Source organism: Bradyrhizobium sp. 62B, assembly GCF_030272265.2.
In the GTDB taxonomy this organism is placed as follows: domain Bacteria; phylum Pseudomonadota; class Alphaproteobacteria; order Rhizobiales; family Xanthobacteraceae; genus Bradyrhizobium.
Genome location: NZ_CP092841.2, coordinates 6267261 through 6281223 on the forward strand (window position 1 = coordinate 6267261; position 13963 = coordinate 6281223).

At 64.6% G+C, this 13963-nt stretch carries 12 protein-coding genes; 3 read left to right on the plus strand and 9 right to left on the minus strand.

The window, feature by feature from the left end:
• Nucleotides 1-34: 34 nt before the first annotated feature.
• The 3 genes from ML401_RS30045 to ML401_RS30055 all read left to right on the plus strand — a co-directional run bounded on the left by ML401_RS30045 (nucleotide 35) and on the right by ML401_RS30055 (nucleotide 3870).
• On the plus strand, nucleotides 35-847 hold the full coding sequence (locus tag ML401_RS30045) for a carbohydrate ABC transporter permease (protein ID WP_376717322.1): 813 nt from the start codon (nucleotides 35-37) through the stop codon (nucleotides 845-847).
• A gap of 29 nt (nucleotides 848-876) precedes the next feature.
• Nucleotides 877-2181 (plus strand): ABC transporter substrate-binding protein, encoded by a 1305-nt coding sequence (locus ML401_RS30050; RefSeq protein WP_285807882.1) that lies wholly within the window; start codon nucleotides 877-879, stop codon nucleotides 2179-2181.
• Between the two features lie 69 nt (nucleotides 2182-2250).
• Nucleotides 2251-3870, plus strand: coding sequence for an inositol monophosphatase family protein (locus ML401_RS30055; RefSeq protein ID WP_285807883.1), 1620 nt, complete (start codon nucleotides 2251-2253; stop codon nucleotides 3868-3870).
• Between the two features lie 49 nt (nucleotides 3871-3919).
• Here the strand turns inward: ML401_RS30055 and ML401_RS30060 are convergent, their stop codons facing one another.
• The 9 genes from ML401_RS30060 to ML401_RS30100 all read right to left on the minus strand — a co-directional run bounded on the left by ML401_RS30060 (nucleotide 3920) and on the right by ML401_RS30100 (nucleotide 13959).
• The gene (locus ML401_RS30060) at nucleotides 3920-4309 is read right to left on the minus strand and encodes an NUDIX hydrolase (RefSeq protein WP_212067334.1); all 390 of its coding nucleotides are present in this window, start codon (nucleotides 4307-4309) and stop codon (nucleotides 3920-3922) included.
• A 62-nt stretch (nucleotides 4310-4371) separates the two neighbouring features.
• A complete protein-coding gene (locus ML401_RS30065; protein ID WP_194404231.1) occupies nucleotides 4372-5391 on the minus strand; it encodes a zinc-binding dehydrogenase in 1020 nt (339 codons plus the stop codon).
• A gap of 150 nt (nucleotides 5392-5541) precedes the next feature.
• On the minus strand, nucleotides 5542-6489 hold the full coding sequence (locus ML401_RS30070; protein ID WP_285807884.1) for a sugar-binding transcriptional regulator: 948 nt from the start codon (nucleotides 6487-6489) through the stop codon (nucleotides 5542-5544).
• A 97-nt stretch (nucleotides 6490-6586) separates the two neighbouring features.
• Nucleotides 6587-8116 (minus strand): alkaline phosphatase, encoded by a 1530-nt coding sequence (locus ML401_RS30075; protein ID WP_285807885.1) that lies wholly within the window; start codon nucleotides 8114-8116, stop codon nucleotides 6587-6589.
• Nucleotides 8113-8874 (minus strand): glycerophosphodiester phosphodiesterase family protein, encoded by a 762-nt coding sequence (locus ML401_RS30080; protein WP_285807886.1) that lies wholly within the window; start codon nucleotides 8872-8874, stop codon nucleotides 8113-8115. Before ML401_RS30080 ends, ML401_RS30075 begins: the two co-directional genes overlap by 4 nt.
• A gap of 9 nt (nucleotides 8875-8883) precedes the next feature.
• Nucleotides 8884-9804: an ABC transporter permease subunit gene (locus tag ML401_RS30085; RefSeq protein ID WP_211416045.1), complete on the minus strand. Its 921-nt coding sequence runs from the start codon at nucleotides 9802-9804 to the stop codon at nucleotides 8884-8886.
• Nucleotides 9805-9808: 4 nt separating this feature from the next.
• Nucleotides 9809-10843, minus strand: a complete 1035-nt coding sequence (locus ML401_RS30090; protein ID WP_285807887.1) for an ABC transporter permease subunit — start codon at nucleotides 10841-10843, stop codon at nucleotides 9809-9811.
• Nucleotides 10840-12171 (minus strand): extracellular solute-binding protein, encoded by a 1332-nt coding sequence (locus ML401_RS30095; protein ID WP_285807888.1) that lies wholly within the window; start codon nucleotides 12169-12171, stop codon nucleotides 10840-10842. The genes ML401_RS30090 and ML401_RS30095 overlap by 4 nt, the downstream gene beginning before the upstream one ends.
• Nucleotides 12172-12336: 165 nt before the next feature.
• Nucleotides 12337-13959, minus strand: coding sequence for an FGGY-family carbohydrate kinase (locus ML401_RS30100; RefSeq protein ID WP_285807889.1), 1623 nt, complete (start codon nucleotides 13957-13959; stop codon nucleotides 12337-12339).
• Nucleotides 13960-13963: the final 4 nt, after the last annotated feature.

A 13963-nucleotide genomic window follows, 5' to 3' on the forward strand; every position in this document is an offset into this window, starting at 1 on the left:
GCCTGCGCCGGTCACGATCCGGACACGGCGCCTCGTGTCGCTTGCATTCGTCCACGCGGTGCTGATCGGCGGCGCCGTCTTCATGCTGCTGCCATTCGTCTTCATGCTGACGAGCGCGATCAAGCCTCCGGGCGAGATCTTCGAGGCGACGTTCCGGCTCTGGCCGCGCCAGTTCTACGGATGGCAGAACTTCGAATCTGCCTTGAGCACGGCGCCGCTGCTGCGCTTCCTGCTCAACGGTCTCATCGTCTGCGGCGGCATCCTCGTCGTCCAGCTTCTGGTCGCGATCCCTTGCGCCTATGCGCTCGCCAAGCTGAGGTTTCCGGGACGGCCGATCCTGTTTTCGCTGGTCCTGCTCGGACTCTGCATTCCGGTCCAGGCGCCCTCCCTCCCGCTCTACATCGCATTCGCCGAGCTCGGCATCCTCAACACCTACGTCTCGATGATGATGCCGTTCTTCCTGTCGGTGTTCGCGATTTTCCTGTTCCGCCAGTTCTTCAAGTCCTATCCGGACGAGATCATCCAGGCCGCGCGGCTGGACGGCGTCGGCGAGTTCGAGATCGTGTGGCGCATCGTGGTGCCGAGCGCCTGGCCGGCCATCGCAGCGTTTTCGATCTTCTCCGTCGTGGCGCACTGGAACGACCTGTACTGGCCGCTCATCGTCGTCTCCGACACCAAGCTCGCGACGCCGCCGCTCGGCATGATGTATTTCGCCGATTCCGAGCTGGGCTCGAATTACGGGGCGCTCGCCGCCGGCGCCACCATCATCACGGCACCGCTCGTCATCGCCTTCCTGATCGCGCGGCGGCATTTCATTGCCGGCATCACGATGACCGGAATCAAATGACTTCAACCACTGCCAGGGGAGACACCGTCATGCTGCATCGCCGAGACCTCCTGAAGAGCGCCGCCGCCGTCGGGACGAGCGCACTTTCCAGCCCGTTCCTGACGCGCCCGGCGCAAGCGCAAGACGTGACGCTGGATGTGCTTTATGCCTTTCCCGCCTTCGCGAAATTCCATGAGCCGATCGCGCAGGAGTTCATGAAGCGGCAGTCGAGCATCAAGATCCAGTTCCGGGCGCCGGCGGCGAGCTATGACGAAGGTCATCAGACCATGCTGCGGCAGGCCGTCACCAACCAGCTGCCGGACGTCTACTATTCCGGTTACCACCTGCTCGCCGAGCTGGTGCGCACGCTGGTGAAACGCAACCAGATCACCGAGGTTGCTCCGATGCTGCAGAAGGAGGACGCCGCCTGGCGCAAGGCCAATTATTCCGACGGGATCCTGGCGCTCGGGGCGGTCGACGGCAAGATCTACGGCCTCGCGTTCAACGCCTCGCTGCCGATCATCTATTTCAACGCGCAGCTCGTGAAGGAAGCGGGCGGCGATCCCGACAAGATGCCCGACAACTGGACGGACATGATCGCCCTCGCCGTCAGCATCAAGAGCAAGGGGGCCGACGTCGCCGGCATCGCCTACAACATCCACGACTGGCCCGACGATTGGCTGTTCCGTTCGCTGATCCTGCAAGGTGGTGGCCAGATGCTCGATGCGTCGGAAACCGCAGCCGGATTCGGCAACGACGCCGGACTGAAGGCCCTGACCCATTGCCGGCGGTTCGTGGCCGATGCCAAGATGCCGCTGATCGATTGGGACTCCTCGCGCCAGCAGTTCATCGCCGGGAAGATCGGCATTTTCGCCGACACGCCGGCCCGATTGCGCCAAGTCACCGACCTGATCGGCGACAAGTTCACCTTGCGCACCTGCACCTTCCCGATCGACGACAAGCAGAAGGGTGGGCTGCCCACCGGCGGCAACGCGGCGATCATCACGGCGAAGGATCCGGCGAAGCAGCAGGCCGCCTGGGAGTTCCTGAAATTCGTGAGCGGACCGGAAGCGCAGAAGATCGTGGTCGAGACGACGGGCTATATGCCGACCAATCTGCGCGCTTCAGGGCCCGAATTCCTGGCCCCGTTCTACGACAAGAACCCGAACTTCCGCACCGTGTCGCAGCAGATCGAGCGCGCGAAGCCGTGGCAGGGCTATCCAGGCGGACAATCCGTGAAGATCTGGCGCACACAGCGCGAGATCATCCATGCCGTCATGCGCGGCGAAACGACCGCCGAGGCAGGGCTCGATCGCATGGTCAAGGAAAGCAACGCCTTGATGAAGAGTTCGTAGGCAGCGGACGATCGATTGCGGCAAGCGGCCTGCGCTGGCCGCTACTGTTCCCTTCGGAGGCGGAATTCTGTGTTCATCATTGCCCAGCTGAGCGATCTGCACGTCCGACCGCTCGGCAAGCTCGCTTACGGCGACGTCGATACCAACGCGATGTTTCACGACGCCATCGACGCCGTGCTGAGGCTCGATCCGCGGCCCGATTGCGTCGTGGTCAGCGGCGACCTCACGGATGGCGGGCTCGAAGAGGAATATGAGATCGTCGCCGCCGGCCTGGCCAGGCTGCCGATGCCGGTGTTCGTCATTCCCGGCAACCACGACCAACGCGAGCAGCTGATATCTTCGCTACGCTCTCGTCACCGCTATCTTCCGTCCGACGGCTTCATCAATTTTGTCGTGGACGATTTTCCGGTCCGGCTGATCTTCCTCGACAGTGTCGAGGCCGGGAAGATCCACGGCACCTTCTGCGCGGCCCGGCAACAATGGCTGCGCGACGCGCTCGCGACCGGGCGCGGCAAGCCGACGGTCGTCGTGATTCATCATCCGCCGTTCCTGGTCGGGGCCGACGGGATGGACGATCTACGCCTCCTCGGGGCCGACGCGCTCGACGCAATCATCAAAGACCATCCCGAAATCGAACGCGTGCTGTGCGGTCACTATCACCGCTCGATCACGGCGCGCTACGCGGGAACCGTGGGCTATGTGGCGCCAAGCACGGCGCACCAGGTTGCGCTCGACTTGCGGCCCGGCCACAGCAATCGCTTCATCATGGAGCCGCCGGGATTTGCCCTGCACTGCTGGCGGCCGGACACGGGCATCAGCAGCCACCTCGTTCCGGTCGGAGACTACGGTCGCCCATTCGAGATCGCGGCCGGCCAAGACGATCCGGGAACGGACCGGGGCGACGGCCTTCCGGCACTGCTGAGGCGCGCAGAGGCCGTCGTCGGCGAGGCGGCGGCCAGGCTGGTCGCGATGCAATCAACGCCGCTGCGCACGGAGCGCAAGGACCATCTCGACATCGTCACCGAGGCGGATCTCGCCTCCGAAGCGATCGTGGTCGCGGGCTTGAAGGCGCTGACGCCGGAGGCCGGTATCCTCGCCGAGGAGAGCGGCGCGAGCCCGGGGGATAATGCTGCGCGCTGGATCATCGATCCGCTCGACGGCACGATCAACTACGCGCGGGGGCTGCCGTGGTTTTCCGTGACGGTCGCCTACGAGGTCGACGGCGAGACGAAGCTTGGCCTGATCAACGCGCCCAAGATCGGACTGACGGCGCGCTATCTTGCGGGGGAAGGCGCGACCATCGACGGCTTGCCGGCACGCGTCTCCATGACACGTTCACTGTCGGATGCGGTGATCTCGGTGATCCTGACCTCGCATTTCTCGCCCGACGAGGTCCAGCGGACGACGCGCGTGATCGAACTGCTCGGCAAAGTGGTGCGCGGCGTGCGCATCGTCGTCTCCGGCGCCTTCGAGACGACGATGGTCGCCTCGGGTCGCCTGGACGGCTTTGTCTCCCTGAAAGCCGACATCGTCTCGCACGCGGCCGCGTTGCCCATGGTGTGGGCCGGCGGCGGAAAGGTCACGACACTGACGGGGCGGCCGTGCCGCAACGACGATCTCGACAAGATCGCTTCCAACGGATTGATCCACGAGGAGTTGCTCGCCCTCCTGCGCCGGGCGCTGCAATGACGAGCAGTTCCGGACGACGAACCTCCGCTCATCGTCTGGCGCAAGCGACCTAGCGGCGGCCGCGCCCTGGGAACAGCTTGTCGCGGATGTAGCGCGAGGTCGGCGTCAACCTGGCGCCGCGCGGCTTGCGCCAGACCGCCCGGTCGATCTCCTTCTTGTCACCGACCTTCAGGCGCCCCGACACCTTCTTGGCCAGGAAGATCGCATCGCTCATCCGCCGGCCGGTCCGGCTCTTCCTCGCTTTGACTTCCTTCCAGAGTTTCAACGGCCCGAGCTTCAGCTTGGGAAGCTCCTCCTTGATCTCGCGACGAAGGCAGCTCCTGTCGCTCTCGCCTGCCCGCCTGCGGCCGCCGGGAAACATCCAGAGCCCGTCGCGCTTGCGTCTCACCATCAGCACGCGCCCTTTTCGGGCGACGACCAACTTCGACGATTTCGCCATCACGACCGGTCCTGCTTCTGTGCCTGCTCCACTGCACCAGGCTCTTGACGATGACGCTCCGTCTACGGGCAGATGATCGCCTTGATGATTCCATCGCGCCGCGCGACCTGCTGCTCGAATGCGGCGGGCGTCTGGTCGAGCGAGAAGCGATGCGTGGCCAGCGGCGCCAGCTTGATCTTCCCCGACTGCGTAAGGGCGATGGCCCGCGGATAGACCTCCGGCATGCGGCGCGAAAACTTGATCGACAGGCCCTTCCGGCGCGATTCCGCGCCGCTGAGGATGTACTGATTGTTCTCGGGGATACCGACGAGCACGACCCGGCCACCGATACGGGCGCACCGCGCCGCATGCTCGAAGCCGTGCGAGGAGTCGGTCGCCTCGATCACCAGGTCGACGCCGCGGCCTTCGGTGGCCTCGCCGACCTCGGCGTAGCTGCGGCATGCCACGTCCGCACCGAGGTCGCAGGCCAGTGCGGTACGCTGCTCGACCGGGTCGATCGCGATGATCTTGCCGCTGCCCGCGAGCCGCGCCAGTTGCACCAGCAGCAGCCCCACCGGCCCGCAGCCGAGCACCGCCACACTTTCCAGCAGCCGCGGACGCGCCAGATCCATCGCATGGATCGCAACACCGAGCGTCTCCAGGATCGCTGCGCCGGCGGGATCGATGCTGTCGGGCACCAGATGCACGGCCGATTTGGGCACGCAGACGAATTCGGCCATGGCGCCGTTGTGAGGCGCGTAACCCAGGAACTTCACATTGGGGCAGAGATTGGTGTGCCCGCGGTGACACCACTCGCAACGGCCGCAGGGAATGGAAGGATCGACCGCCACCAGCGCGTCGGCCGAGAACCCCGCCTTGCGCGCCGAGTCCGGCGTGAGGACACCCGAGAACTCATGACCCAGGACGAACGGCCTGACTTGCGTCGGACCGGTTGTTCCGCCCTCGAGATAGGAGTGCAGATCGCTGCCGCAGACGCCGACAGCCTTGACGCGGATGATGAGCTCGTCCTCCGCGAGCGGCTTCGGCTCGGGAATATCGAGGACGCGGATATCACGAATGTCCTGGAGCACCGCAGCGCGCATGTCGACGCCATCCTTCTGAGCAATTGTCTCCGGCATATTACATATGTAACAGCACGGTGACAAATGCTTTTGCAGGCCTTCCGGCGCACGTCGGCCGCGCGGGGACAGGGGTGCCCACGGCGGATGTCATAGAGGTGGCGGAAAGTACGGCTATTTCTGCTTGTCGATCAGCTTCAGCGCTGCGATGGCGGTGTTCTCGTCGGTCACCAGCACCTTGCCGATCCGGCCGCGCAGCACCGCAGCGATGATCGGCGCCTTGTTGAGCCCTCCGGCGATCAGCATCGACGTCGGCACGCGCGCCAGCTTGTCGAGCGGCATCGCAATGGCGCGGCTATTGATGTTGTGATCGATGGGCCGGCCGGTCTTGTCGAGAAATTGCGCCAGGACGTCGCCGACGGCGCCAGCCGCCCGCAGCTGCTCAGCGCGCACGTCCGGCGGCAGCCCATGCCGCATCAACAGCGAGCGCGGCGTCATGTCTCCCATGCTCAGAAGCGCCAGATCAATCTTTTCAACGCTGTTCAGCACCTCCTGATAGACCTCCTGGGCCAAAAAGGTGTCGCGCGAGCGCCGGCTGCTGACGAAGATCGGTGCGGCCAGATAGCTGCACTGGGCGTGCAGCCGGTGCGCGAGCTCACCGGCGATCTCGAAGGTGTTGAGCTCGAGTCCGCGCGACAGGCCGCCCATCATGGAGACGATGGAGAGATCGGGATAGTCCGCCGGCGTGACGTAACGGATGGTCTCGCGCAGGGTCGCCCCCCATCCGATGCCGATGATGCGCGGACGCTTCTGCTCGAGCAATTTGGACAGATACGCGCCGGCCGCCATTCCGATCAGGCTGCCGACCTGCTCGGGATTCTCCGGGCTCGGGATGACGACGGCGTCCTCGAGGCCGCATTCCCGGCGCAAGCGATGCTCCAGCTCCGTGCAGCTCGCAAAGGCGGAGTTGAGGCGGATGTTGACGATGCCGGTCTGCCGCGCATCCGACAGCATGCGGTTGACGCGGGCGCGGGTCAGCCCGAGCCGCTCGCCGATCTCGGCCTGGGTCAGGTTCTCCATGTAGTAGAGCCAGGCGACCCGCAGGATGGTTTGATCAGTCACGGCGCAGCCCCCCGCAGCGGCCTCAAGGCACAATCAGATGTCGAAGCATTTGAGGCGATCTTTCGTTGGCCGTCAAATCTGCAGCATGCGGATGTCGTCATGCGGTCTTCGCGCCCGGCACACCATCCTCGACCACAAAGCTCGTCAGCCGGCGCACGGCGCTCGCGGCGTCCTTGACGTCGTCGAGCGCTTCGAATCCCACGGTGCAATGCCGGGTGTCGAGCTCGACGGTCGCATAGCCGCGCTTGTCGCCACGCGCATAGAGCAGATGCGGGTTCTCCGCCAGCGCCTTGCGGACGCTGGCTTCGCTCGGCCCGTCTGAGCTGATCGACGTGCCGACGAACTCGGTCGCAATGGTTGGGCCATCCGGGCGGGCGTCATCACGCTTGAGATCGGCGGTAAAGAAGGCGTGGCGGTCGCCGCCGATCACGATCGGATTGCGCCGGCGATGCGCCATAAGCGAATCAAGGAGCCGGCGGCGTGCATTGGGATAGCCGTCCCAGCCGTCCATCCAGAAGCGCGCGCCGTCGTCTGCTTCGCGCTTGTCCTGCGCCATCAAGGTCTGCTGCGCGACGATGGTCCAGCGGCCGCGACAGTCGCGCAGGCGCGCATCGAGCCATTGCTCCTGGTCCCGGCCCAACATCGTCCGCGCCTCGTCGGTGCGGCCTGCACAATCCGTCACCCAGGTCGGCCGCCCATTTCCGACACAGGCAGATGCCGAGCGATATTGCCGGTCGTCGAGCAGGAGCACGTCGAGCATCTCGCCGAAGCGATAGTGCTCGTAGATCGTCGCGTTTGCGCCGCGCGGGCGCGCCGAAAGCGGCAGCGGCATGTGCTCGTAATAGGCCTGATAGGCGGCCGCGCGGATCTTCAGGAACTGACCGGCGTCGTGCACGGTGTAGGAGCGATCATTGGCATAGTCGTCCATCACCTCGTGATCGTCCCAGACCGAAAGCCAGGGAAAGGCGGCGTGCGCCGCCTGCAGGTCGGGATCGCTCTTGTAGAGCGCGTAGCGGTTGCGGAATTCCTCGAGCGTCGTCGGAATTCCGACGCCGTGCTGGCGGACGTGGCGCGATCCCCAGGACTTCTCGTAGATGTAGTCGCCGAGATGCACGACGAGATCGAGATCGCGTGCAGCCATGTCGCGATAGGCGGCAAAATAGCCCTGCTCGTATTGCTGGCAGGATGCGAAGGCAAAGCGGAAAGGCCGCGACGACCCGGCGCGTGCGGTCCGGGTGCGTCCGACCGGGCTGAGCGCCGGACCGGCGCGGAAGCGGTACCAATAGACGCGATCCGGCAGCAAGCCCGTCGCCTCGGCATGCACGGAATGCGCAAGCTCGGCCGTTGCCCGCACGACACCGCGGGAGACGATACGCGAGAAGGCCTCGTCCTCCGCAATCTGCCATTCGACGTCCACCGACGCGTCCCGCATGCCGCCGCCCTCGAGCGGCTGCGGCGCAAGGCGGGTCCACAGGATGACGCGATCCTCACGCGGACATCCGGAGGCAACACCGAGCGTGAAGGGATCTGCGCTGAACGAGACCGGCGCTCCCCGCACAAAGCCGGCGGGCGCAGCCAAGGCGGCGCTCGCCAGCGATCCCACGAGAAAGCGGCGGCGGGCAATCATGGCCGCGCCGGCATCGTTTCGAGCCTGCGACGAATGCTCACGGCGAGATCCGGCCGATCGGTCGTGATCTGCCGCACCGGCTGGGCGAGCCAGTAAGCGATATCCTCGGGCTCGTTGGTCACCCATGCACCGAGACGCTCGGAGCCGAGCATCTCGAGGGCAAGCGGCAAGGCGAGCCCCAGCAGCGATTTTTCGACCGCGACGATGCAGCCGGGAATGGCGGCCAATTGCGCCAGCGCGGGCTCGATCCCGCCCATCATCTCTGCCGAACGACGGTCGAGCGAAACCAGGACCCGCGCTTCCGGCCATAGCCGACGAATGGTCTCGATCACCCCCGGCACGAAGCAGGTAATGACCGCGCGCCGTTCCAGGCCGCGGCGCTTGATATGGTCGATCAGCCGCGCCTCGAGGCCCGAATAGGGATTGCCGAGCGCATCCGTCTTGATCTCGATATGCAGTTCGAGCGTGGTTTCGCTGTACACATCGAGCACCTCGTCCAGGGTCGGAATGCACTCATCGCCGGCATCACGCAGACGCGTTGCCGTCAATTGTCGCAGGCTGCGCACGCCCACCGGTCCCGTCTCGAAGGTGGTGCGATCGAGCAGCGGATCATGGATCACGACAAGCCCGCCGTCCGTGCTCTGATGCACGTCGAACTCGACTGCGTCGACCCCTTCCCGGCACAGATTGCGGAAACCGGTCAGGCTGTTCTCCGGCCAAAGATTGCGTCCGCCGCGATGCCCGGCGATGAAAACCATGATCAATTCCTATTTGCTGCTGTCGACAAGACCCTTGATGAACCAGCGTTGCAACAGCAGAACGACCAGTACCGGCGGCAACATCGTGAGGAGCGCACCGCTCATGGCAATATTCCAGGCCGGCTCGCTGTCGGAGCGCGGGATCAGGCCCTTCAACGCGATGACCGCCGTTGCCATGTCCTTGTCGGTCGTGAACAGCAGCGGCCAGAGATACTGATTCCAGCCGAACAGGAACAGGATGATGGCGAGCGCCACCATGTTCGGGACGGACAGCGGCAGCAGGATGCTCCAGAAGAAGTGCAGCGGCGAGGCGCCGTCCAGCCGCGCCGCCTCGCACAGCTCCTCCGGGATGGTCAGGAAGAACTGGCGAAACAGGAACGTGGCAGTGGCCGAGGCGATCAGCGGCAGGATCAGCCCGGGATAGGTATTGACCATGTTCCATTCGAGCGCGATCGCGACCTCATGCCCGCTGATCCAGGTCCAGATCTCCGCGACATGCAGGGTCTCCAGGAGCCATTGCAGCGGCAGCGCCGCATTTGCCACGGCTTCGAAGGTCGGCACGATCCGAACCTCGATCGGCAGCATCAGCGACATGAAGATGAGCCAGAATGCGAGCATTCGGTAGCGGAAGCGGAAGTAGGTGATGGCGAAGGCCGAGAGCAACGACACCGCGATCTTGCCGGCCGTGATGCCGAGCGCAACGATGATCGAATTGGCGAAGGTGCGGCTGAAATTGCCCTTGCTCCAGGCCAGCTGCAGATTGTCGAAGAACTGGCCTCCCGGCAGCCATGGCAACGGCACCTTCTGCACCTCGGCCACCGTGAGCGAGCCGGCGACGAACGCGAAATACAGGGGTACGCAGACCATCAGCGCGCCCGCGATCAGGATCGCGTGGCAGACCATGTTGAGGACCGGCGAGCGTTCGACCATGCGGCTAGACCCCGTAATTGACCTTGCGGTCGAAGTAGCGGAATTGCAGCAGCGTGCAGATCAGCGCAAAGCTCATCAAGAGAACCGATTGTGCTGCCGAAGAGCCGAGATCGAGATTGACGAAGCCGTCGACGAAGACCTTGTAGACCAGGATATTAGTCGCACCGGCCGGCCCGCCTTTCGTCACGGCATCGATGATGGCGAAGGTTTCGAAGAAGCCATAGATGAAGTTCATCACCGTGAGGAAGAAGATGGTGGGCCCGAGCATCGGCAGCACGATCGAGACGAAGCGGCGGATCGGCCCCGCGCCGTCCACGGCGGCGGCCTCCATCAGCGACACCGGTACCGCGAGCAAGCCCACGACCAGGAAGATGTAGTCGTAGCAGATGTGCTTCCAGGACGCGGCGAGCGTCACCAGGATCAGCGCATCGGTCGGATTGAGGTTGGGGTCCCATGCGATGCCGAAACTGTGCAGCACCTGCGCGAGCGGGCCGACCGCCGGATTGAACAGGAAGGCCCAAAGGATGCCGGCGATCGCGGGCGCTATGGCATAGGGCAACAGGATGATCGTGCGATAGGCCGAGCGGCCACGCACGATCCTGTCCGTGGCAAAGGCCAGCACGAGCGCGCTGCCCAATGTCAGCACGTTCTGCGCCACCGTGAACCAGAACGTCACCGCGATCGACTGGCGGTAGTCGCTGCTCGCAAGCAGCGCCTTGAAATTATCGAACCAGACGAACTGGACGTTATTGCCGAAGGGATCGCTGAGCAGGACGGATTGCATCAGCGCCCGCAGCGACGGAATGAAGAAGAAGAACAGCAGGATCAGCAATTGCGGCAGCAACAGCAGCGTCGGCAGGCCCGGACCATCGCCGAAATTGGCGCGCTTCAGTCCGGCCTCCTCGCGCCGCCGCGTCTTTCCCGAGCTGCGCGAGCTGCCGGCGGCCGCCGCCGGCAGGGCCTTGGACCCGCCGCTCCCGTGCCTTCGCAGCACGGGCGCGCGCGCGTCACGCCACGGGATGGACAGGCGCAGCGTCATGGACGCTCGGTTTCCGGAGTCTTTCCGGCATTCAGCTTTTCGAACTGCCGCAGGATCTCGTTGCCCCGCTTGACTGCGTCATCCATGGCCTGCTGCGGCTGCTTCTGGCCGGCGAACACAGCCTCGACCTCCTGGCGCTGGGCCAGCATCGTCTGCACGAAATTGCCGAAGCGGAAGCCGCGCGAGTTCTCGTTCGGCGTGCCCCGCGAGAGCTGCAGCACCGCGATCTCCCTGGTCGGATGATCCTTGTAATAACCCCGCTCCCGCGCGAGCGCATAGGCGCGATTCGTCGCCGGAACATAACCGGTCGCGCCGTGCCACCAGACCTGGGTTTCCGGCTGGGCGACGAAATCCAGAAAAGCCGCGACGGCCTCGTAGCGCTCCGGCGTGTGACCTTTCATGACCCAGATGGCGCCGCCTCCGATGGTGCTGTTGAGAGGCGGATTGATGTCGCTTTCGTGCGGCAGGAACGTGGCGCTCCAGCTGATGGTCGCGTTGCGCTCGATGTTGCCGTGCGATGCGGTCGAATTGACGAAGGTCGAACACCGGCCCGACGTGAACAATTGCTCGGGACTGAAGCCTTGGCCCGCGATCTGCATCACGCCGTCATCGAGCCATTTCTTGAGCCGCGCGACTTGCGACACAATCTTCGTCTTGTTGTACACGAACTCGGTGCCGAGCCCGTCGAAGCCGTTCGCCAGCGTACCGTAGGGCTGATTGTTGATGGCGCTGTAGTTCTCGAGCAGGCTCCAGTAGAAGTCGCCGGGCAGCACCGTGCCGCATTCGCTGATCCCCTTGGACTTGATGGCGTAGAGCTGCTTCTCCAGCTCCTGCCAGGTCTCGGCCGGCTTGTCGAAACCGGCCTTCTGGAAGTGATCCTTGTTGTACCAGAAGATCGGCGTCGACGAGTTGAAGGGCATCGCCGACATCCGCCCCTTGTAGCTCCAGAAGCTCGCCACGGGCTTGATGAAGTCCGAAAAGTCGATCTTGTAACCCTTCTGCTCCACCAGATCCTGCACGGGAACGATGGCCCCTGACAGCAGCATGGTCATGTAACCGCGCTCGGCGATCTGCACCATCTCCGGCGGCCGCTTGGCGCGATAGGCGGCGATCACCCCGTTGGTCACCTCGTCATAGTTGCCCTTGGCAACCGCGACGACCGTGTACTTGTCCTGCGACTTGTTGAACTTCTCGACCAGCTCATTGAGCCGGTCGCCGAGGACGCCGCTCATGGCGTGCCACCACTGGACCTCGACCCGCGCCTGCGCCGGACCAGCCAATGCCAACGCACCGAACAAGGCCGCAATGAATGCGACTTTCCTACTCATGGACAGCCCTCCCTCGCCGGGCAAACAAGCGGTCTATACATTTGTACTTCTATCATGACATATGTGTCGAGATGATGAAAGAGGGTCGGGCGCCCTCTTCTCCAGCAGGCATTGCCGGGTCAGACGCAAGCCGGGCCTGGCTAGCGGGGCCAGTTGGCAAAGCGGCTAAGAAGCGCTTCTCATTGCCCGACCGACCTTTTGCAGAGCCTCAAAGGCGGCAAAGCGCCGATCGGACCAGCCTGCCAAACTGGCCTGGGGCCGATGGACGTCTCCCAAAACCGACATCGCCTGCATCGCCTCGCCGAGATCGGCATGATCGCCTGAGGCAACCGATCCAAGCATCGCGGAGCCGAGCAGGACGGCCTCCGGGGAGGCCGACGCAGCGACCGTCAGGCCCGTCATATCGGCGAGGATTTGCCGCACGAGACCGCTTTTCGCGGCGCCGCCGCTGACCACGATCGTATCGACCGCAATCTTGTCTTGCTGAGCGCGAACGATCTGCCGCGCCCCGCAACCGAGACCGCACAGCCCGGCCAGATAAAGCGCCAGCAGGCTCTCCAGATCCGAGCGCATATCGAGCCCAGCAATCAGCGCACGCGCGTCGGGATCCGCGAATGGCGCGCGATTGCCGAGAAACTCGGGGACGACATGAACCTCGCCGACCAACTGCGGAATCATTTCGGCACCGCCGCGGGATTCAGTTTCCGAGGCAAGCCAATCGGCAAGCGTCTGCTGCTTCCGGCTTGCAGCCTGGGCCGCTTGCGCGGAATGCGGATGCATCTGCAACAGATGCTCGATGGCGGCGCCGGCGGCCGACTGCCCGCCTTCATTGAGCCAAAGCCCGGGCACCATGGCGGAAAAATAGGGCCCCCAAACGCCGGGCACGAAGGACGGGTCCGGCGTGGTCGTCATGGTGCAGGCGGAGGTTCCGAACACATAGGCCATGCGCGTAAGCACCGTGCCGGCCGTACCGCGCGCGCCCACCGTGCCGACGCCGCCGGCATGCGCATCGATCAGGCCTGCGGCGACCGGCGTACCCATCGCGAGACCGAGATCGGTCGCGACCTCCGCGGTCAGGCCCGCCGCCAGCCTTGTTCCGCCGGGCACGATCTCGGTGCCGATCCTGCGGAACTGTTCGTCGGCGAGCACGCCGAGGCCGACCTTGTGGAAGAATTTGTCGTCCCAACGGTTCTCATGACCGAGATAAGTCCACTTGCACGTCACGGTACAAATGGAGCGGGACAAGCTCCCGGTCGCGCGCCAGGTGAGGAAGTCTGTCAAGTCCATGAACTGCCACGCCCGGGAGAATGTCTCGGGCATGTTCTCGGCGAGCCACAACAGTTTCGGCATCTCCATCTCGGGTGAGATCGTGCCGCCCACATAATCGAGAACCTTCTCGCCGGTCTGGTTAATCCGGCGCGCCTGATCGGCGGCGCGGTGATCCATCCATACGATGACGTTGCGGGCAGGATCGCCCGACGGGCCAACCGGCAGCGGCGCGCCCCCCTCCCCAAGCACCACCAGCGAGCAGGTCGCGTCAAAGCCGATGCCGGCAATGCCATCCGCCGCGAGGCCGGCCTGTGCCACCGCGCTCCGCACGCTGCGGCAGACGGCACGCCAGATATCTTCGCTCGACTGCTCGACGACGTCGCCGGCCTCCCGCCACAGCGCGACAGGGGCGCTGTCACTCGCGATCAGTCTGCCGGAGCGGTCGAATACGCCGGCCCGTGCGCTACCGGTGCCGACATCGATGCCAAGGAAATGGCGGTGATCGGATTGTCTGATCATGAAG

Excerpts from the sequence above, each read along its gene's own strand:
- ML401_RS30050 (WP_285807882.1), top strand. The coding sequence starts at position 877 with ATGCTGCATCGCCGAGACCTCCTGAAGAGCGCCGCCGCCGTCGGGACG.
- ML401_RS30060 (WP_212067334.1), bottom strand. The coding sequence starts at position 4,309 with ATGGCGAAATCGTCGAAGTTGGTCGTCGCCCGAAAAGGGCGCGTGCTG.
- ML401_RS30065 (WP_194404231.1), bottom strand. The coding sequence starts at position 5,391 with ATGCGCGCTGCGGTGCTCCAGGACATTCGTGATATCCGCGTCCTCGAT.
- ML401_RS30075 (WP_285807885.1), bottom strand. The coding sequence starts at position 8,116 with ATGATTGCCCGCCGCCGCTTTCTCGTGGGATCGCTGGCGAGCGCCGCC.
- ML401_RS30080 (WP_285807886.1), bottom strand. The coding sequence starts at position 8,874 with ATGGTTTTCATCGCCGGGCATCGCGGCGGACGCAATCTTTGGCCGGAG.
- ML401_RS30085 (WP_211416045.1), bottom strand. The coding sequence starts at position 9,804 with ATGGTCGAACGCTCGCCGGTCCTCAACATGGTCTGCCACGCGATCCTG.
- ML401_RS30090 (WP_285807887.1), bottom strand. The coding sequence starts at position 10,843 with ATGACGCTGCGCCTGTCCATCCCGTGGCGTGACGCGCGCGCGCCCGTG.
- ML401_RS30095 (WP_285807888.1), bottom strand. The coding sequence starts at position 12,171 with ATGAGTAGGAAAGTCGCATTCATTGCGGCCTTGTTCGGTGCGTTGGCA.
- ML401_RS30100 (WP_285807889.1), bottom strand. The coding sequence starts at position 13,959 with ATGATCAGACAATCCGATCACCGCCATTTCCTTGGCATCGATGTCGGC.